The organism is Salinimicrobium sp. WS361 (assembly GCF_050750585.1).
Taxonomy (GTDB): Bacteria; Bacteroidota; Bacteroidia; order Flavobacteriales; family Flavobacteriaceae; genus Salinimicrobium.
In genome coordinates, this window is sequence record NZ_JBOJLM010000006.1 from 83,668 (window position 1) to 103,192 (window position 19,525).

General features: G+C 42.2%; 14 protein-coding genes. 8 read left to right on the forward strand and 6 right to left on the reverse strand.

Annotation, left to right across the window (positions count from 1 at the left end; genetic code table 11):
* Window positions 1-24: 24 nt before the first annotated feature.
* Genes ACQ93I_RS07790 through ACQ93I_RS07800 form a run of 3 tightly spaced genes read right to left on the reverse strand, consistent with a single transcriptional unit; the run spans window position 25 to window position 3,505 of the window.
* Window positions 25-1,374, reverse strand: a complete 1,350-nt coding sequence (locus tag ACQ93I_RS07790) for a 4Fe-4S dicluster domain-containing protein (protein ID WP_431697960.1) — start codon at window positions 1,372-1,374, stop codon at window positions 25-27.
* 6 nt (window positions 1,375-1,380) lie between these two features.
* Window positions 1,381-2,331 (reverse strand): MlaD family protein, encoded by a 951-nt coding sequence (locus ACQ93I_RS07795; protein WP_431697961.1) that lies wholly within the window; start codon window positions 2,329-2,331, stop codon window positions 1,381-1,383.
* 55 nt (window positions 2,332-2,386) lie between these two features.
* Window positions 2,387-3,505: an N-acetylmuramoyl-L-alanine amidase family protein gene (locus tag ACQ93I_RS07800; protein WP_431697963.1), complete on the reverse strand. Its 1,119-nt coding sequence runs from the start codon at window positions 3,503-3,505 to the stop codon at window positions 2,387-2,389.
* Window positions 3,506-3,630: 125 nt separating this feature from the next.
* On the opposite strand from ACQ93I_RS07800, the gene ACQ93I_RS07805 reads away from it, so the two are divergent.
* Window positions 3,631-6,333: a putative LPS assembly protein LptD gene (locus ACQ93I_RS07805; protein WP_431697964.1), complete on the forward strand. Its 2,703-nt coding sequence runs from the start codon at window positions 3,631-3,633 to the stop codon at window positions 6,331-6,333.
* 16 nt (window positions 6,334-6,349) lie between these two features.
* Entirely contained in the window at window positions 6,350-6,730 is a 381-nt protein-coding gene (locus ACQ93I_RS07810; protein ID WP_431697965.1) for a Rid family detoxifying hydrolase, read from the forward strand.
* A gap of 64 nt (window positions 6,731-6,794) precedes the next feature.
* Here ACQ93I_RS07810 and ACQ93I_RS07815 read toward each other — a convergent pair whose 3' ends face one another.
* Entirely contained in the window at window positions 6,795-11,177 is a 4,383-nt protein-coding gene (locus ACQ93I_RS07815; protein WP_431697967.1) for a translocation/assembly module TamB domain-containing protein, read from the reverse strand.
* A gap of 123 nt (window positions 11,178-11,300) precedes the next feature.
* Here ACQ93I_RS07815 and tsaD point away from each other — a divergent pair, with 123 nt between their 5' ends.
* Genes tsaD through ACQ93I_RS07845 form a run of 6 tightly spaced genes read left to right on the forward strand, consistent with a single transcriptional unit; the run spans window position 11,301 to window position 16,506 of the window.
* Window positions 11,301-12,323 carry a tRNA (adenosine(37)-N6)-threonylcarbamoyltransferase complex transferase subunit TsaD gene (gene tsaD, locus ACQ93I_RS07820; RefSeq protein WP_431697969.1) on the forward strand — a complete coding sequence of 341 codons (1,023 nt, stop codon included), beginning with the start codon at window positions 11,301-11,303 and terminating at the stop codon, window positions 12,321-12,323.
* A gap of 3 nt (window positions 12,324-12,326) precedes the next feature.
* The gene (locus ACQ93I_RS07825; RefSeq protein ID WP_431697970.1) at window positions 12,327-13,040 is read left to right on the forward strand and encodes a 16S rRNA (uracil(1498)-N(3))-methyltransferase; all 714 of its coding nucleotides are present in this window, start codon (window positions 12,327-12,329) and stop codon (window positions 13,038-13,040) included.
* 25 nt (window positions 13,041-13,065) lie between these two features.
* Window positions 13,066-13,710, forward strand: a complete 645-nt coding sequence (locus ACQ93I_RS07830; RefSeq protein ID WP_431697972.1) for a DUF4159 domain-containing protein — start codon at window positions 13,066-13,068, stop codon at window positions 13,708-13,710.
* Window positions 13,710-14,222: a TrmH family RNA methyltransferase gene (locus tag ACQ93I_RS07835; protein WP_431697973.1), complete on the forward strand. Its 513-nt coding sequence runs from the start codon at window positions 13,710-13,712 to the stop codon at window positions 14,220-14,222. Before ACQ93I_RS07830 ends, ACQ93I_RS07835 begins: the two co-directional genes overlap by 1 nt.
* A gap of 19 nt (window positions 14,223-14,241) precedes the next feature.
* Window positions 14,242-15,330, forward strand: a complete 1,089-nt coding sequence (locus ACQ93I_RS07840) for an AI-2E family transporter (RefSeq protein WP_431697975.1) — start codon at window positions 14,242-14,244, stop codon at window positions 15,328-15,330.
* Complete coding sequence (locus ACQ93I_RS07845) at window positions 15,331-16,506, forward strand: THUMP-like domain-containing protein (protein WP_431697977.1); 1,176 nt, start codon at window positions 15,331-15,333, stop codon at window positions 16,504-16,506.
* A 9-nt stretch (window positions 16,507-16,515) separates the two neighbouring features.
* On the opposite strand, the gene ACQ93I_RS07850 is transcribed toward ACQ93I_RS07845, so the two are convergent.
* Complete coding sequence (locus ACQ93I_RS07850; RefSeq protein WP_431697978.1) at window positions 16,516-17,337, reverse strand: glycosyltransferase family 2 protein; 822 nt, start codon at window positions 17,335-17,337, stop codon at window positions 16,516-16,518.
* A gap of 316 nt (window positions 17,338-17,653) precedes the next feature.
* A complete protein-coding gene (locus ACQ93I_RS07855) occupies window positions 17,654-19,300 on the reverse strand; it encodes an ABC1 kinase family protein (RefSeq protein ID WP_431697980.1) in 1,647 nt (548 codons plus the stop codon).
* Window positions 19,301-19,525 lie beyond the last annotated feature (225 nt).

The following is a 19,525-nucleotide window of genomic DNA, read 5'->3' on the forward strand; positions in this document are numbered from 1 at the left end:
GCCTCAAAAAGGCCATTTTATTACTTAATTTTCTGTTGCCCAGTTTAAACGGTCCATTTGGTTGTAAGGCCAGGGCGCTCCGTTATTTTCAATATTTCCAAGGGCATTATTTAAATCTGCAGGTCCGGCACTCTGTTCCATCATAAGATACCTTCTCATTTCAACAATGATAGAAAGTGGATCAATCCCTACCGGACAGGCTTCTATACACATTTGGCACGTAGTACAGGCCCAAATCTCTTCCCTTTGAATATGGTCGTCAAGAAGCTGTTTACCGTCATCTACAAATTTTCCATTCTTATTGATGTTCTCCCCTACTGCTTCCAAACGATCGCGGGTATCCATCATAATCTTTCTTGGAGAAAGCAATTTCCCAGTATTATTAGCGGGACATTGATCTGTACATCGGCCGCATTCGGTACAGGTATAAGCGTTCAGCAATTGTACCCTGTTAAGGTCAAAAACATCTGATGCTCCAAATTTTTCGGGTTCTCCTGCTTCTTCTCCTTCCGGTTCGGCTGGAGTCGCAAAAGGATCTGCATCAGGATCCATCATAAGCTGCACTTCTTTAGTAACCGCATCTATATTATCAAATTCAGCTTTAGGCTTAATTTTAGAATAGTAGACGTTTGGAAAGGCCAATAAAATATGAAGGTGCTTAGAGTAGTATAAGTAATTAAGGAAGAAAAGAATACCAAGTATGTGCAACCACCAGGCTGTTCTCTCGATCAAAACAAGGGTGGAATCACTAAAACCATCAAGGAGTGGCAGTAAAAAGCTACTAACGGGAAATGCTCCTGCGATCTCCCCGTTTGCCATAGCGTAATGAGGCGCCAGGTTTAACTGCAATTGATAATCAGCCGCATTCATGATTAGAAAGAGCGACATGAGTACCATCTCAAAATAGAGAATGTAGTTAGCGTCATTCTTTGGCCATTCGGTAAGCTCCCTTGCTTTGAACCTGTAGATATTCAGAACATTTCTTCTTATCCAGAAAATAATCACCCCTACCAGTACCAGCAAGGCAAGAATTTCAAAAGCTCCTATAAGAAACCTGTACGGCGTACCGGCAAAGGAAAAGATCCTGTGGGTTCCAAAGATCCCGTCAATGATAATTTCAAGGACTTCAATATTGATAATAATAAAACCTACATACACGATCACGTGAACGATCCCAGAAACCGGCCTGCGCACCATTTTGTATTGCCCCAGGGCAATTTTGGCCATTTTTCCCCATCTTTTGGAAGGTTTATCTGTTCTGTCGATCTCCCGACCTACTTTGATATTCCGGATCATCCTCCGGATATTGCGAATAAAAACACCTATCCCAATTGCCAGAGCAAGGATAAAAGCGACTTGTGCAAGGATCTGCATGGTTAGTTATTTTAATGAGTCTTCCGGCGGCGAATAAGGACCGGGGTTTTTACCAAAGATAGAAAAATGTACGTAACGTTTAGGATTCAATTTCACGTCTTGTATCAATTCATCTAATTGGTTGGTCGCTCTTTCAAGATTATTAAAGACCGCAGGATCATTAATTAACTTCCCGGCAGTACCTTCACCCGAATTCAATTTATGGGTAACAGTTTCGAAATTGCTCACGGCTGATTCAATATCATCTGTTACTTTATTAAAGTCAAATGCCACAAGAGTATCAGAAAAATTACTCAGGTTTGTAGACATATGGTCTAAATTCGTGAAGGTGCGATTTAACTTGGGAGAGTTGGTATTTAAGATACCTTCTACACTCTGGGCCGAATTATTAAGCGAAGCAATAGTAGCATTAAGGTTTGCAATACTGTTCTTGAGATTTTCCCGGGTTGTGGGATTCATGACTTCATTAAAAGAATTCACTAAAGAATCTGTGCTCACAATTACCTTTTCAATCTTTTCCTGAAGCGGTGTGAGCCTTTCATTTACCAATTCCAGTAAACCTTCTTCTATCGCACTTTGCAACGTGTCACCAGATTGCGCCATTTCACCTTCTTCGTATTTTGGGATAATAGCCAGAGACTTGCCTCCTATGAGTCCTCCCCCATAAATTTCGGCTACACTGTTTTCAGAAAAAGGAAAAGAATTATCTACCAGAAAAGTAACTACAAGTTTACCTGAAGTATCCAGGAAACCAATATTGGTTACATTTCCTACTTTAAGCCCATTGATGGTTACAGGAGATGAGGGCGAAAGTCCCTCCACGTCGTTGTAAACAGCATAAAAAGTCCTGCTGGAATCAAACCAGTTTTTGCCTTTTAAAAAACTATACCCAAAAATGAATAGAAGAATGGCTACAATAGCCAAAAGAGCGGTTTTTACCTCTTTAGTATATTTCACAAAGATTGTCCTATTTGATGAGAGACAAATATAAAATTTATATAGTAAAGAAGGTCTATTTCATTTTTGTTTTTAACGCCTCATTAACGCTGATCTTTTCATCTCCCCGAAAGGCAACTATATAACTATCTGGATATCCCGTGCGTTTTGCCTTCGCATGCAGGTCCTGTACCTGTGAATAACTTGACGTGCCTCCATAGTAGTATTTAAACAATTTCCCTTCTTTGTTTCTCGATATTTCCACCAAACCTTTGAAGTTTCTGGGGCTGGGATCCAGCTTTTTACCGGTAGCTGCCAGTTGTACGCGAAAGGTAATACCATCATAAACATCTGAGGGCGCTTTTTCGGGTTCCTGGGTGAGTTCTACGGGAGGATTAGCTTCCAGATGGTCCAGCATTTCGAGATTCATAGAGCTCTTATAATCTTTTACCGCACGCACAATAGATTCAGCAATAGCTGCCTGGCCCGAAGCGCTATTTAGATAAGTTCCCTCACTTTTATTACTCAGGAAACCTGCTTCAATAAGAACGCTTGGCATATATGTCTCTCTTAACACAAGAAAACCTGCCTGTTTCACACCTCTGTTCACTCTCTTATTAATGTTGGTGAAATTCTTTTGTACCAAATCGGCCAGGAGAATACTTTGGTCCAGATATTCTTCCTGCATTAAAGTAAGGCCAATGTACGATTCGGGTGAATTAGGATTGAAGCCATCATAGGTCATTTCGTAATCTTCTTCCAGGAAGATTACCTGGTTCTCTCTCATGGCCACTTCCAGGTTATCCTGGTTACGGTGAAGCCCAAGCACAAAAGTCTCGGTGCCCTGGGCCTGAGATTTGTGACCATTCATATGTATAGAGATAAAAAGGTCAGCTTCAGCTTTATTTGCTATCTGTGCCCTTCCGGCAAGAGTTACAAAAACATCCGACTTTCGGGTGTAGATTACTTTGATATCCGGAATTTTTTCAAGTTCGGCACCCACTTTAAGGGCTATATTCAAAGCAATTCCTTTTTCTCTGAAGCCATTCCAGGAGTTGCCGGGATCATGACCACCATGGCCTGCATCTATGACCACCACAAATTTTTCCCGCGGAGGAACAACTTCTTCCGAAGCAGCTAAAACAGGATTAATGACACTAAAAAATATTAAAATGATAAAGAAATTCGTTTTCATATGGAAATAACGGTTCATTGGGGTGGTTATTATTTTTCGATAACTCAAAAGGTACCTTAAAAAATATATGTAATTTTGAGACTTCAAAAAACGAGCCACACCATACAAAAATAGCATAAGTACCATTGCGAACAAAGATACTTTACATACTTTCCTGCTGTATTTTTACGCTTTCTTTAGCCACGAAATCTGCAGCGCAGGAAATCAAGACGAATGAAGGTATCCGCATTCCCGCTGAACGTGAGCCTGTGCAGCCTATGATGGACTCTTTAAGCATTGAAGCTCCTATTCCCGTCATCACGCTTACCTCTAAGGACAGCATTAAACCTAAAAAAGAAATCCTGGCAGACAGAGTGACTTATACTGCCGAAGATTACATGCGCCTTAGCCCGAGGGAAAACAGGATATACCTATATAATAATGCCGAAATAACTTATGGCGACATCAATATAACCGCCGGAAGGATTGTACTCGACAATGAGACCAACGAGGTCTATGCCTACGGAATTATTGATACCGCAGGAGTTTACACGCAAAAACCGGTATTTACCCAAGCACAGAGCGTAGTGCGACCAGATTCTATCAGGTTCAACTTTGATTCGGAAAAAGCACTTGTCTTTAATTCCCGAACCGAACAAGGGGAATTTAAAGTGCTGGGAGAGATCACAAAACGGGAGAATGACTCGGTGTACTACATGAAAAATGTAAAATTTACCACCTCCCCAAATGAAGAAAATCCCGATTATTATTTCTATGCCAGAAGGATCAAGTTAGTTCCTGATAAAAAAATCGTTTCGGGCCTTGTGAACATGTACATCGCCGATGTACCCACTCCCCTGGGTTTACCTTTCGGGTATTTCCCTATGACCGACGAGCAAACTTCCGGATTTATAATTCCATCTTTTGGGGACGATAACAACCGCGGATTTTACCTGCAAAACGGTGGGTATTACTTTGCCATAAGCGATTACGTCGATCTAACCGTGTTGGGTGATTACTATACCAACGGGAGTTACGGATTAAGAATGGAATCTTCTTATGCCGTGCGATACAGGTTTAGAGGAAACCTTAGCTTTAGATATGAAAAACTGATAAACAGTGAGAGAGGATTCCCCGATTTTTCTGAATCAACCATTTACAACCTTCGGTGGAATCATTCACAGGATTCAAAGGCAAATCCATCTTCCAGATTCTCGGCATCTGTAAACCTTGGAAGTAGCGATTACTACCAGGCTTCTACCAATCAAATGAACACGGGAAACAGGCTAACGAATACCCTGAGTTCTTCGGTCTCCTACTCAAAGACCTTTAATATTCAGCCACAAATAAACCTGAGTATTGCTGCCACTCACAGTCAGAACACCAATACAGAAAAGATAAACATGACCCTGCCAACAGTGCAGGCGAGCATGGCCCGGGTCTACCCTTTCGAGCCAAAGGTAGGTGCCAAAAAAGGTATTATTGAGAACATAAATTTTCAGTATAACTTTAGAGGAGAAAACAGGTTTCAAACCACCGATTCTCTTTTCTTCAAACCAGAGATGTTCGAAGATGCCATTTTAGGGGCCCAGCATTCCATTCCGCTTACCACAAACTTTAAATTATTCAATTATTTAAGTGTTAGCGCCGGAACAAATTATACCGAATCATGGGTTTTCAGAACATATGACAGGTCATATGATGAAGAAGCCAGAAGAGAGATCATTGACACCGTGCGGGGCTTTGATTCATTTCGCACCTATAACTTTAATACCAGTATAGGTACAACCATCTACGGAACAAAGAATTTTAGCGGAAAGGGAAAATATCAGGCAATTCGGCACGTAATGCGCCCTTCGATAAGCTACAATATCAATCCGGGTTTTGACCATTATTACGACTCCTATATTATTCCGGAGTCTGAAGGTCGTGAAGAACGATTGGTAGAGTATTCGAGGTTTCAGGGTTCTTTATACGGCCCTCCCGGAAAACTATTTTCCAGCTCTATTGGCTTCTCTTTAAGCAACACTTTCGAGGCGAAGGTAAAAGATTCAGCCGATGCCGAACCCAGAAAGATCAAATTACTTAACAACCTGAACATAAGTACTTCATATAATTTAGCCGGGGATTCACTTAAACTCTCTCCTATTAGCGTACGCGGAAGTCTTCCGGTGATACAAAACAAACTGGACATTAACTTTGGGGCTAACCTGGATGTTTATGCGCTGAATAATGAGAACCGGCGTATTGATAAGCTGAATATTCAAAACGGCGGAAGTCTCTTTAGGCTTACCAATGCTAATATGAGCTTCGGATATTCCTTCTCCAGCCGCGATTTTTCAGGAGGAAAAGAGAACGTGAACCGACTCGAAAATCAGACTTTCAGAAATGGCGGGCGTCCAGATGACCTTTTTGGAAAGGATATGGACATAGATGGTTCTTTTTACGACGAACATGAAGCCGATATGGCCGAAGAAGAAGAGGAAGAAGAAAGTGAGAACAGCTGGTACAACTTCAATATTCCCTGGGATCTGCGCCTTGCATATACCCTCAATTACAGTAACAATGCCAGGCAAAGTGATATTTCCTCTCATTCCCTCATGTTTTCGGGAGATGTCGAACTTTCACCAAAATGGACGGTAGGAGCTTCATCGGGTTATGATTTCGTGAACACAGGCTTCACCCATACGCAATTGAGATTTGCGAGGGACCTGGAGAGCTGGAGAATGACCTTTAGCTGGACACCTTTCGGGGTCTACAAGCAGTGGAACTTTTTCATCGGAATCAAATCTTCTCTGTTGAGAGATATCAAGTACGAAAAGAGAAGGGAAAGGGACAGAAGTTTATAATTTGTACCTTTAACTTATGAAAGAAATAATTAAAACCCAGGATGCTCCCGCACCCATTGGAGCTTACAACCAGGCCGTACTAAGCGGAAATACGCTGTACATTTCGGGCCAAATTGCAATAAACCCTGTAAACGGTGAACTACAGCAGGAGAGTATTGAAGAGGAAACAGAACAGGTAATGCGCAACCTTAAAGCCATTCTTACTGCAGCCGAAATGGATTTTGAGAATGTAGTAAAGAGCTCAATCTTTATAAGTGACATGAATAACTTTGGCCGCATCAATGCCGTTTACTCCAAATATTTTAATGAAGAAACAGCCCCGGCCCGAGAAACTGTAGAGGTTGCGAACCTTCCGAAGTTTGTAAATGTAGAAATTAGTATGATCGCAACAAAGTAGAACAACAGTTGCAACAACTCAAAAAACAGGCGTCAAAAATGACATTTTTGACGCCTGTTTTTTTTTAGAGGTCATCGGCTCCCGGGAATTTGATGTAATCGGGCGCCAGACTTTTTTGTTCCTCTACCGGCCCTTCCACCTCTTCTTCCCGTACTGCCGAAGTAGATACTTCCTTATCCACAATCTTGCGCAGCAGCTCTTTAAAAGTATCAAAATCTACCTGGTAAGACAGCCCTACTCCCTGGGTAAAACCAAGTTCTTCTCCCAGGTATTGAATGTTGTTCTCCCTGTTAAAGATCTTCGCCCGCAGGTTTCCTTCTTCATTTAAAAGGAATTCAATCTCCAGGTTCCCAACAATTACAGTCTCTGTAACTCCGCCTACGGGAACCCCAACCTGCCCGTTGATTAGCACCCTTTCGCTGATCTGGGTAGAAAGTGTCACCCCAAACCTGTCGGCCATAGATTGTTCGGGGGTGCGAACGCCCTGCTCGTAGTTAAGGCCTACCTGAAAAGTTCCTGATTCATCAGAAAGCAAATTATTGAAGAAACCGGAAGCGCTCTCAAAAAGGTTTCCTGCCCACAGGCTTCCCGGACTTCCAGCAAGAACATTTTCAGTATAAAACTGCCCGAGCGTGATTAGTGAAAACGCCTGAATTTCAGTATTGGTACTGGCTTCGATTTTATATTCAAGCTCAGATCTCACAGCCGAAGCCACGTTTGGATATTCGAGATCAAAGGAGATGTCTGGTTGTAACAGTTCCCCTTCAAGATTGATCACCACATCTACAGGAATCTTTCGGCTAATACCGGGATTATCCAGAACAATGGCGGGGTTGGCGTGGGCTTCATAGACTGCACTAATATTGAGATCGGCCAGGGCAGGGTTGCCGTTCCAGTTTATACTTCCCCCCGGCCGCACCTGGAATCTTTTCTGAAGCGCCCCGTAATTAAAGATATATTCTCCCGTATTGGCAATAAAGTCACCCCACATATTGAATTTTCCGAGGGTATTGATCTCTATCAGCAAGGTTCCGGCTCCTCTTCCACGCAAGATACTTCCGTCGATATCCAGTTCTACCAGGGCATCATTGGTAACATCGAGATCAAAATTGAGCTCCAGTCCTTTCACTTCCTGGAATTCGAGCTCTTCCCCTGCTAATCTTGCTGCTTTTTCTTCGGGACTTAAAAAGTGTATAAAAGAATTGTCGCCAGTACTTTCTGAATCACTTATAGGGATTTTAAAAATGGTTCCTCTACGTGTAGCCCCTACCACATCAATGGTTAGCTCTGAAGTTGGGCCGTAAATAGATGCGTTGCCACCAATGAATCCTGTACCGTAATAAAGTGCTTCTTCATCATATTCGGTATCGAGCACCAAAAGACGGTCTGTAGAAATATTCAGCCCCAAGATCCAGTTGCTAAAATTGGTATGAGAGATGGTACCGTCAAGAACACCTTTGGTATCAAACCTGGTATCGGTAATGGTTATCTCATCAAAATTGAATTGTTGCTCGCTCAGGTTTACAACAGCACCTTCTTCAAAAGCATAATCTACCTCCAGGTAAGGAATTGACAGCCCGGCCTGATTGAGATATAACCGACCATCAATATCCGGATTCTTATAACTCCCGGTCACATCGGCATCTCCCGACACCTTACCTCTAATATTACTTATCACATCTTTCCCTAAAGGACTAAAAGCCGACAGGTCGAAATTCTTTAGATCTACCTCCAGATCAATTTCAGGGGAATCTCCTTCTACTACAATCTCGCCAATAGCCGATAATGATTCCAGCCCCTCGTTACGTAGCGTGGTATTGATGTTGTAAAAACTTAAATCCCTGTTCCCCATAACATCAAGATTGAGCACGCCCAGCATTTGATCATTTACAGAAAGGTCTTTAATGGTAAGGGAAGTATTAGGATAATACGCTCCATCCTGCTGCAGTACGTTCAAAGAACCGTTCACGATACCTCCCATTTCCAGATTCTTGATTTCGGGGGTGATCTTATGGAGATCTACCTGATCAAACTCCAGCTGAAAATCTTTGTACGTAGTATCCCGCATCTGACCTGAAAGTCGAATTTCTTCATTTTCATGGCTTAGTACCAAAGAATCTATCCTCACATTATTTAAACCGTTAGAAAAGATGACCCTGTTAGATTTATTTCCCTCTTCGTTGAGATGCCACACGCTTTCCTTGAACTTAACATCAGAGCGCTGCAGCCCAACTACCGAATTATTATTCTCATTGATGGTGTGATACAGGTTGATATTAAACTCATCATTGCTCCTTGGCCCACCTTTAAATTCAGATCGCATATACAGCGTATCATTCAGCGTAACATTAATAAGGTTAAAATCCTTGATGTTGTAAAAACTGGTGGCTACGCTATCAACCTCAATAAACGTATTGAAAAGCGGGTTGGAATTGTCAACCTGCACATTCACCTTGTCAAAAAGGTTATCAAAAGCTTCAATCCTGGGAGAGCGAAACGCTAATCGAAATTCAGATTCATCAGACTCCACACTTCCACGGATGAATGTATTGGGAGCTAAAGTAATTTCAGGATAAAAAACCTCTACTATCTTGTTATAAATATCAAAGTCGAAGTTGAGATATTGATTGGTGGTGATCTTGTTAGGGCGATAATTGGTATAAAGGCTACCCACCGCATTCTCTACCATTGCCGGAACTTCGGTGACATCAAAAATACCTTCTATGGTTCCGTTAATAACATCGGGAGAATGTATTTCAATCGTTCTTACCGGCCCATCAAAACTCGAGGCAATGTTTAAATCTTTAAACATATACGTGTCATTCTCATTTCGGTAGGAAGTATTAAGAAGATAGATCTCCCCCTCAAAATCATTAAGGTTAGTTCCTTCCATGTTCATGATCACATCCCCTTTAAAAACTGAAATACTGTCTCTCTTCACCAGATTCATGGCTGCAAGATTGGCATAACCAACAGAAGCTTCAAAATCATAGACGTTAGTCCCGGCCGAGAAATCTGCCAGCCCATTGAACTCCATTAGGAGATTGGGATCTCGCGAGATGAGATTTCCGTTAAACAGCGGTGCTTTTAAGGTACCTCTTAACTTGAGGTCTTTATAGGTATAACCCTTATAGACCAGTCGGGATATACTGCCCTGAATCTGCGTGTTAAGTGTTTCGGTGGTAAAACCCCGCCCGTCAAAAGTGACATTTAGAGAGGTGGTTCCCATGTCTCTTAAATTGGCTAGGCGCCCAACATCAAATCTCTTAGCAATAAGCTGCCCCTCATAAGAAGTAAGGCCCGGGTCCTGAAAACCACTCATTTCAAGATCTACAACAGCTGTACCTAACTGTGAGAACAAATTTGCTTTTGTCATTAATGCATTCTCCGAAACAAATATATCTCCCTCCAATTGTACATTGCCTAATTCCCGTAGTGCTACAGGCAATTTATCCTGCAATAAACCCGGCAAAAGATGAATAAGATCATAATAATTTGTTGAAAGATTTGTCAACTCACCATCAAGGGAAAATTCATTTTCTTTTGTCGATAATGAATTTCTTATTTCCAGTTCTCCCTCAAGCCTGGTTCGGTCGAGTCCGGTCATTATAAGATCTGAGAGGATAAAATCGTTTAGAATACCTTCAAGGACGGTGGAGAAATTGATTTTTTGATCGCTGCCGAATTTGTCATAAAAAGGCTGAAGGTCATTTGTAGATATTGTTGACGGTCTAAACACAGCCTTAACCGGAACCTTATTTATAAAACCGGCAAAACCATTGGTAATATCAAAACGAATCTCTGAATCAATTTCTGAATACGGAGTCTCTATATGCAAGGCCTCAAGGGCCATTTCTTCGGAAGTATAGCTGAAGTTTGTGCTTAAATGATCAATGCGAATTCCACGGTTTTCCATTCCTGAAAGCCTTTCGATATCTACATAAACATCAGAATTTTCAACCAGGAGATCGCTGGCTAAAATATTTAGTTGATCAATTTCTATTACTTCAGGATAATTCAGATTTTCATTGATGTAGCTGAATTTTCCGTCGACAACTTCAAGCTGATTGATTGCCAGTACAAAAGGAGAGCTTTTTTTCTTTTTCTGACTTTTAAGCTTTTTCAGAAAAATATTAAGGTTATCCCGCTCTTCCCCTTCATAGACTTTCATATCCATCACCAGCTCATTAGCCATGGTTGCTCCCAGAGTAGGATTGTTATTGTAAATACTTCTTAGGCTGGTTGCCGAAGTTTTAATTTTTTCAGAATAAATGAGCGTGTCCTGGTGATGGTCAAGAATAAGCACATCCTGCAACTTAAGCTTACCGCTGTAGGTAATCCCCACCCGACCTATGCTAATATCCACATCTTTAGACTCCTTGAGGGAAGTTGTGATCTTACGGGCAACAAAAGTTTGTACCGAGGGAATAGAAAATACGATCAACAAAATGATGAAAAGCAGCAGCAGCGAGAGCAGCGTTTTACCCAGTATTTTCCAGAATTTTCTGATAGGATTTTTAGTTATAACTTTGCGAGCAATATTAATAATTTTCGGGCCTAAATGCTAAGGATGACAACACAAAATATTTATATACTCGGCATTGAATCTTCCTGTGACGACACTGCTGCGGCCGTATTACACAACGGAAAAATCCTTTCCAATGTTGTAGCCACCCAGGAAGTTCATCAAAAATACGGCGGCGTGGTGCCAGAACTTGCTTCACGTGCCCACCAGCAAAACATTGTTCCGGTTATTCACGAAGCCCTTTCGAGGGCCGGTGTTACCAAAGAAGACCTATCGGCTGTTGCCTTTACCCGTGGTCCCGGTTTGATGGGTTCCCTCCTTGTGGGCACCTCCTTTGCAAAGTCCTTATCACTGGGGCTGGGCATTCCACTTCTTGATGTTAACCATATGCAGGCGCACATTCTTGCCCATTTTATTGATGAGGAAGAATTCCAAAAGCCACAGTTTCCTTTTCTGGCCTTGACTATAAGTGGAGGCCATACTCAAATTGTGAAGGTGAGCGATTATTTTGAAATGGAAGTAATTGGAGAAACTTTAGACGATGCTGTGGGTGAAGCCTTTGACAAGAGCGCTAAGATCCTAGGGCTCCCCTATCCCGGCGGGCCATTGGTAGATAAAAAGGCACAAACGGGTAACCCTAAAGCTTTCCCCTTTCCTAAACCAAAAGTTGATGGATTAAACTTCAGCTTCAGCGGTTTAAAAACATCTATCCTGTATTTTATTCAGAAACAACTGAAAGAAGATCCACAGTTCATTGAGAAAAACCTTGAAGATATTTGTGCTTCCATTCAGCATACCATCATCGGGATTTTAATGGGCAAGCTCAAGAAAGCCGTAAAACAAACAGGAATAACAGAAATCGCCATTGCCGGAGGGGTTTCAGCCAACAGCGGCATAAGAAAAACCCTTCATGAGGCGCAGGCAAAATATGGGTGGAAAACTTATATTCCGAAGTTTGAATATACTACAGACAATGCAGCGATGATCGCCATTGCAGGGCATTATAAATTTATTTCTGAAGATTTTGCCGACATGGGGATTACCGCTAAAGCAAGAATAAAAATGTAAATCATGCAGCTATTTTTTCAGCCTGAAGTTTCAGAAAATGATAAGGAAGTTCGCTTTTCCAAGGAGGAGAGCCGGCATATTGTGAAGGTGCTGCGAAAGCGTGAAGGAGATCGCCTGCACCTCACCAATGGCAAAGGGTGGATCTTTGAAACCGAAATTACACTCGCAGAAGCAAACAATTGTTCTGCCCGCATTTTACAAAGTGAAAAAGAAGCCCCGCCTGCCTATCATTTACACCTTGCCGTTGCCCCTACCAAGATGAACGATAGATACGAGTGGTTTTTAGAAAAGGCTACAGAAATTGGCATCCAGGAGATCACTCCTGTAATTTGTGACCACAGTGAACGAAAGGTTGTAAAACATGAACGCTTTCAAAGAGTAATTCAGAGTGCTTTAAAACAATCTTTACACACCAGGTTTCCTGTGCTGCATGAACCCGTAAGCTTCAAAGAGTTTTTAGAAAAAGAACATTCAGGCGCAAAGTTCATAGCACATTGCGAAGACTCCCAACCCAGAAAGTTACTTTCTAAAAGTCTCAAAAATGGCATTTCAGCCACTGTTCTTATCGGGCCCGAAGGAGATTTTTCAGAAGAAGAGATCAGCAGCGCATTAAAGTCCGGGTGGCAGCCTGTAAGCCTTGGCAACAGCAGGTTGAGAACCGAAACTGCCGCAGTAGTTGCCTGCCACACCGCCGCTTTGATCAACGAAGAAGAATAAGCTTCTTTTTTGCTATTTTAGAGACATGAAGAAACTGCTGTTATTTTTTCTGCTTTTTACCACCGGCCTTGTGCTGCAGGCCCAACAGGTGGCGGTGTTAAAGTACGGCGGCGGAGGTGACTGGTACGGCAATCCCACAGCGCTTCCCAATCTCATTGAGTTTTGCAATCAAAACATCAATACATCCCTTGAGCCTGCACCACAGCCCGTAGAACCCGGCAGTACAGATATCTTTCAGTATCCATTTATTCATATGACAGGGCATGGCAATGTGTACTTTACGCCCGAAGATGCCCAGAATCTCCGAAAATATCTCCTTGGGGGAGGATTTTTGCACATTGACGACAACTACGGCATGAATGAATTTGTTCGCAGGGAGCTTAAAAAGGTATTTCCCGACAAAGAACTGGAAGAACTCCCGGCTTCTCATCCTATATTTTCTACAGCATTCGACTTCCCCAACGGCTTGCCAAAGATCCATGAACACGACGGACTCCGCCCACAGGCTTTCGGAATTTTTGAAAATGACAGGCTACTGTGCATTTTTACCTTTGAAAGCGACCTGGGCGATGGCTGGGAAGATCAACAAGTACATAACGATCCGCAGGAAGTGCGGCTAAAGGCACTCCAAATGGGCGCCAATATTGTTAAATTCGCTTTTTCAAATTAATGCAGGCAACCCACCACTCCACTCCTTTTAAGAAAACGCAGTTTCCGGTGATCCTTGTGCTGGACGCAATATCAAGTCCGGCGAACATAGGCAGCTTTTTCAGGTTAGGCGACGCTTTTGGTATTGAGAAACTTCTCATTTGCGAGAGCACGGTAGACCTTCAAAGCAACAGGTTGAAAAGAACCGCAAGAGCCACAGTTAAAAATGTGAATTTCGAGGAACAGGAAGATTCTGAAGCAGCTTGCAAACAATTAAAAGAAGCAGGATATAAAATTGTGGCTATTGAAGTAACTTCAGAAAGTATTGCCCTCCAAAAATGCCATTTTGAAGCCGAAGATAAAATTGCACTGGTGCTGGGAAATGAACGTTTGGGAGTTAGAAAAGAGATACTTGATTTTGCCGATAGTATCTTACATATTGACATGTTTGGCGAAAACAGCAGCATGAACGTGACCCATGCCGGTGCCATTGCACTTTTTGAAATCACAAAAAGGCTGCAGCCAGTTCCATGAGAAATAATATATTTACCACGTGAACGAAAAAGAGCTTTCCTACGGTATACTTCGTGCCATTGCCATTATTTTGGGAGTGGCTTTTCTGCTTTATTTCCTGTACCTCATACAATCGGTACTGGTATACATCGCCATTGCGGGTGTCATCTCGCTTGTAGGACGGCCGGTGGTACTATTCCTTAAAAACCATCTTAAGCTGCCCAACAAGCTCGCCGTGGTCATTGTTCTACTTTTGGTGCTCCTGAGTTTTATTGGCTTGATCACCATCTTTATTCCTATCGTGGTAGAGCAAAGTAAGAACCTGGGGCAAATAGATATGGATGCCTTTACCCGTGATTTGAACGAACTCAACAACCAGATCAATAAATATTTTGGTGTAGAAGAGATCAATATCATTGAAGGTATCAAACAAACAGAATTTGTAAGGAATTTTGACCTGGCTACCATTCCGCGTTATCTCAATAGTTTCTTCGGAATATTGGGAGCCGGTATTATTGCTGTCTTTTCCATCATTTTTATATCCTTTTTTTTCCTGAAAGACAGTCGGCTTATGCTCAACAGTATCCTGGTGTTTGCCAACAGAGGGCATGAAGATAAGTTTCAAAGGGTTTTTAACAAGATCAAAGTATTATTATCCCGCTATTTTGTTGGGCTCACCATGCAAATTACCGTGCTGTTTATTTTATACAGCATCCTGCTCTCACTGTTTGAGATCAACAACCCAATCGCCATAGCATTCATTTGTGCTTTTTTAAATATAGTACCTTACCTGGGGCCCATTATTGCCGGAATTTTAGTTTCATTATTTGTGATTTCAAGCAACCTGGGAGCCGATTTTCAAACCATCATCCTGCCACAGCTCATTTACGTGATGTCGGGTTATATGGTGTGCCAGTTAATAGACAATTTTATCAATCAGCCGCTTATATTTGGTGCCAGCGTGCGTTCCCATCCTCTTGAAATATTTTTGGTGATCCTCATTGCGGGGCTTACTTCCGGGATTCTGGGAATGGTGGTCGCAGTACCATTTTACACCGCTATCAAGGTTATTGCCAAAGAATCTTTAAGCGAGTACAAGATCGTAAAACGGCTAACGCGAGATCTTTAATTGAATCGGGCGCTTCTAAATAGCGAGGTTCAGGAGTTTCTTGAAGAGCAATACAAGACTGAGGTGTCAAAAATGGCATTTCGGGGCAGTCCTTTTGAAGACATTTCCACTAAGGAGCTGCTGGTACAACTTTCGGGCAAGAAAAGAGCTGAGAAAAAATTACCGCTGTGGTTCAAAACCCGCGGCATTATTTACCCTCCAAATCTCAATTTAGAGCAGACATCTTCCGAAGTTACAGCACATTATAAAGCTTCCCTGGTGGCAGGAACGAGTATGGCCGATCTTACCGGCGGTTTTGGGATAGACAGTTATTATTTTTCAGAAAAAATAGATAAAGTGCGGCATTTTGAGCTGAATCCTGAACTTCAGAAAATCGCTGCACATAACTTTGAAATATTAGGTGCCAAAAAAATCATTTCTGAAGCCCGTGATTCTCTGGATTTCCTGAAAAATACTTCGGAAAAATTCGACTGGCTCTACATTGATCCTTCCCGGCGGGATGAGGCTGGCGGAAGAGTATTTTTTCTGTCAGATTGTTTACCAAATGTGCCCGAAAACTTCGAATTACTTCAGGAAAGAGCCGGAAGTATACTCATTAAGACCTCTCCCCTGCTCGATTTGCAGGCGGGACTCAATGAACTCCAAAATGTCCAGGAAATTCATATTGTAGCGGTAGAGAATGATGTAAAAGAGCTGCTCTGGATCCTGAAGCAGGATACTTCGGAAAGCATTACGATCAAAACTGTGAATTTTCAGAAGAAAGAGAAACAGGTATTTACCAGTACGTTTGACAATGATCTTCCTGAAGTTTACAGCCTGCCCGAAGCTTATCTTTATGAACCCAATGCAGCGATCATGAAAAGTGGCCTTTTTGGAGCCCTGGGAAATGTGCTAGGGCTCGAAAAACTTCATCCCAACACCCAACTCTACACTTCTAAAGAACCTGTAGATTTCCCCGGAAGACGATTTAAGATTACACAAATACTGCCTTTCAGGAAGAAACAGTTGAAAAAAGAGCTTCAGTTAAAAAAAGCGAATATCACCACCCGTAATTTTCCTGAAAGTGTTGCAGACCTTCGGAAGATCTTAAAAATAAAAGAAGGTGGAGATACTTATTTGTTCTTTACCACGCTGCAAAACGAAGAAAAGGTAGTGCTGGTGTGTCAAAAAAGCTGAAAATTTCAGCTATTCCAGGGGCATCTTGTTGGAAACTGCTCCTTTAGAACTCTGTACTTTTTTTGATTTCAACTTCCGTAGAAAATTGCGCGGGGCAATATAAAAAACCTTCATAAACACGAAACCAATATTTAAGAGGGTTATTCGTGCCACGTCCTGCCATGGCCTAAAGTGAGTCACACGCTCATTAGGATCATAAAGCACTTTTACTGGCAGGTTGATCACCTTCACGCCATCCCAGGCAGCTTTTACAATGACTTCTATTTCCAGTTCAAAACGGGAGGTGTAAAGGCTGAGGGCGTTGACGGCTTTAAGAGGATACAACCTGTAACCGCACTGTGTATCTGTCAATTTTATACCCGTCTCAACCCAATACCAAAAGCTGGAAAAACGGTTACCAATGCTGCTTTTATCGGGCACCGAGGGATCGTCCATCTTACGGGAACCAATAATCAGCAGCTCCGGATTTTTAGGGAGGTGCTCCTCCAGGGCATCAAGAAAAACATGAAGATCATTTGGAAAGTGCTGCCCATCTGAATCCATAGAAATAGCGTATTCAAAGCCAAGCCGGGAAGCCTCTTTAAAACCCTGTTTAAGGGCGTTCCCCTTGCCTTTATTCACCGGGACCTGAACTACCCTGAGAAAAGGAAAACTCTCCAGGATTTGAGAAGTACCATCGGTAGAGCCATCATTGATCACGATGATATTATTGGTGTACGTATGCACGTCATCAATTACCCTTTGCAGGGTTTTGTGGTTGTTGTACGTGGGTATGAGCACGCAACACTGAAGCGTATCAAATCTGGATTGGTATAAAGGCGGATTGATCAAAAAATGAGTTTGTTACAAATTTAAAAAACTTCAGGGCTGTATTTTACAGGGAGGGCAAAAATAACAAAACCTACGGGTTTTCCTGCATTGAAAATAGTCTTCCCTAAAAACTTCGGCAACCTTCAATCCCCCTTCAAAAATGGCATTTTTGAGAGGTAATATTTCCTTCGGCTGCTGCCGTGAAATATCTTAAACCGAAAAATTTCAGGCAGAGACCTGCAGTTTAATCTTATTTCAGCATTAATTATACGGAAACAGCTTCAGTAATTTATAAAACAGCTGAAGTTGAAGCTTTATAAGCAATTATTAGCAGCACTCACTCATCTTTGAACAGAATGGTATAGCTGAGATAGATTCCCACAATTGCGGCCAGCAGGAAGAACAGGATGGCAAATCCCGGATACCCGAAGATCATAAAAGATGACGGAACCTGCATTAACATTGCGGCGCCTACAATCATTGCTGCAATAATAAGCCCCAGAGTGATCCTATTTGCCACTTTTTGGAAGCCATCGGTCAGTCGCTTTTCATCAATCGCATCGATCTTAAGGCGGAACTCATTTTTGGCCAGGTTATCAGTAATCTTATCAAAACGATCGGGCAGATTTTCTACCAGCTTTTTAGAATCGAGCAAGACCGAAAAGATTTCTTCAGGCTTAAGCTCGTTGAGCATTTTATCCTGAAGCAGCTTATTCATATAACGCCTTACGGCCTCCCTCAGGTCATATTCGGGTGCCAAAAATGCAATAATCTGGTCCATGTTGAGGAGGATCTTTCCGAGGATATTGACCTCTACCGGAAGATGAATGCCATTCATGGCAGCGCTTCGGTTCATTTGGATCAACAATTTCCCGGTTTGCATATCCTGTGCAGTGCTATGACTACTTTCCTGCACCATGATGCTTATGTGCCTCCTGAATTCTTTTTGTGTGGCATGCTCGGTAATTTCACTCATGTTGAGGAGATTATCGGCAATCTCTTCGCCGTCATTCTTGCTTAACCCTAACAACAAGCGAAGCAGGTAATCTTTCATCTTCTTGGTGAACTGCGCCACCATGCCCAGATCTATAAGTGCGATCTTTTCATTTTCCAAAAGATGCACATTGCCGGGGTGAGGATCTGCATGTACAAACCCGTCTGACACTATTTGCTTTAGGTAAGCTTCAATAAATTCGTCGACCAGGGCCGTATAATCGTTTTCAGTTTTTTTAAGGGGAGAAATGCTGGTGATCTTCTTCCCTTTTACGTACTCCATTGTGAGAACACGAGAGGTGGTATAATCGGGAATAGGCTGAGGTACTATTAACCTTCTGTACTCTTTGAGATTTATGCCAAGGGTAACCAGGTTGTTTGCTTCTCTCAAATAATCGAGTTCATGCAGCATGATACGTCTCAATTCTCCCAGCACATCACTAAAACCGTATTTTTTGCCCACCTCGGTATGCTTTACAGCCAAACCTGCCATTTCTTCGAGCGTATTGAGGTCTTCCATGAACTTTTTCCTGATCCCGGGCCTCTGGACTTTCACAGCGACGGTTTTACCCGACCTGAGTTCGGCCCGGTGCACCTGACCTATGGATGCGCTTGCCAGCGGCTCTTCCTCGAAAAAATTAAAGGCTTTTGAAATCTTGTTACCCAACTCCCCTTCTACAATTTCTCTAACCTCTTCAAAAGGAATAGTGGGAAGATCCTCCTGGAGGGAAGCAAGAGCTTTTAAATACCTGTCGGGCAAAAGATCGGGACGTGTAGAGAGCAACTGCCCCAACTTAACGTAGGTAGGTCCCATTTGTTTAAGATCCTCGACCAGCTCTTCGGGAGATTGCTCATAATCTTTAAAAGTGCGGGCCGTTTCTTCTTCCATTGCGTTTGAAGCAGTCTCATTTAAAAGATCGCTGTTCCAATACTTCAACATGAAGCTCAAAAACTTTTGATACCGCTCTAGATTTTCGGGGAGAATAGACATAAAAGCGAATTAATTACAAAAACTATGGTGATTAATTTAATTCTTCCTAAAAATAGGATATTAAAAATCGCTTAAGGAGGCTTTTATAATATTTTAACTGTGACAGCCCCCTGTGTGAGTAAGATGGTGGAAAGATTTGAAAAAATGTTGAAGAGGGTGAATTTTTATGGGATCACAACTGGCTGGCAGAAAATCAATTAAGAAATTTCCTTTTTAAAGCGAGTA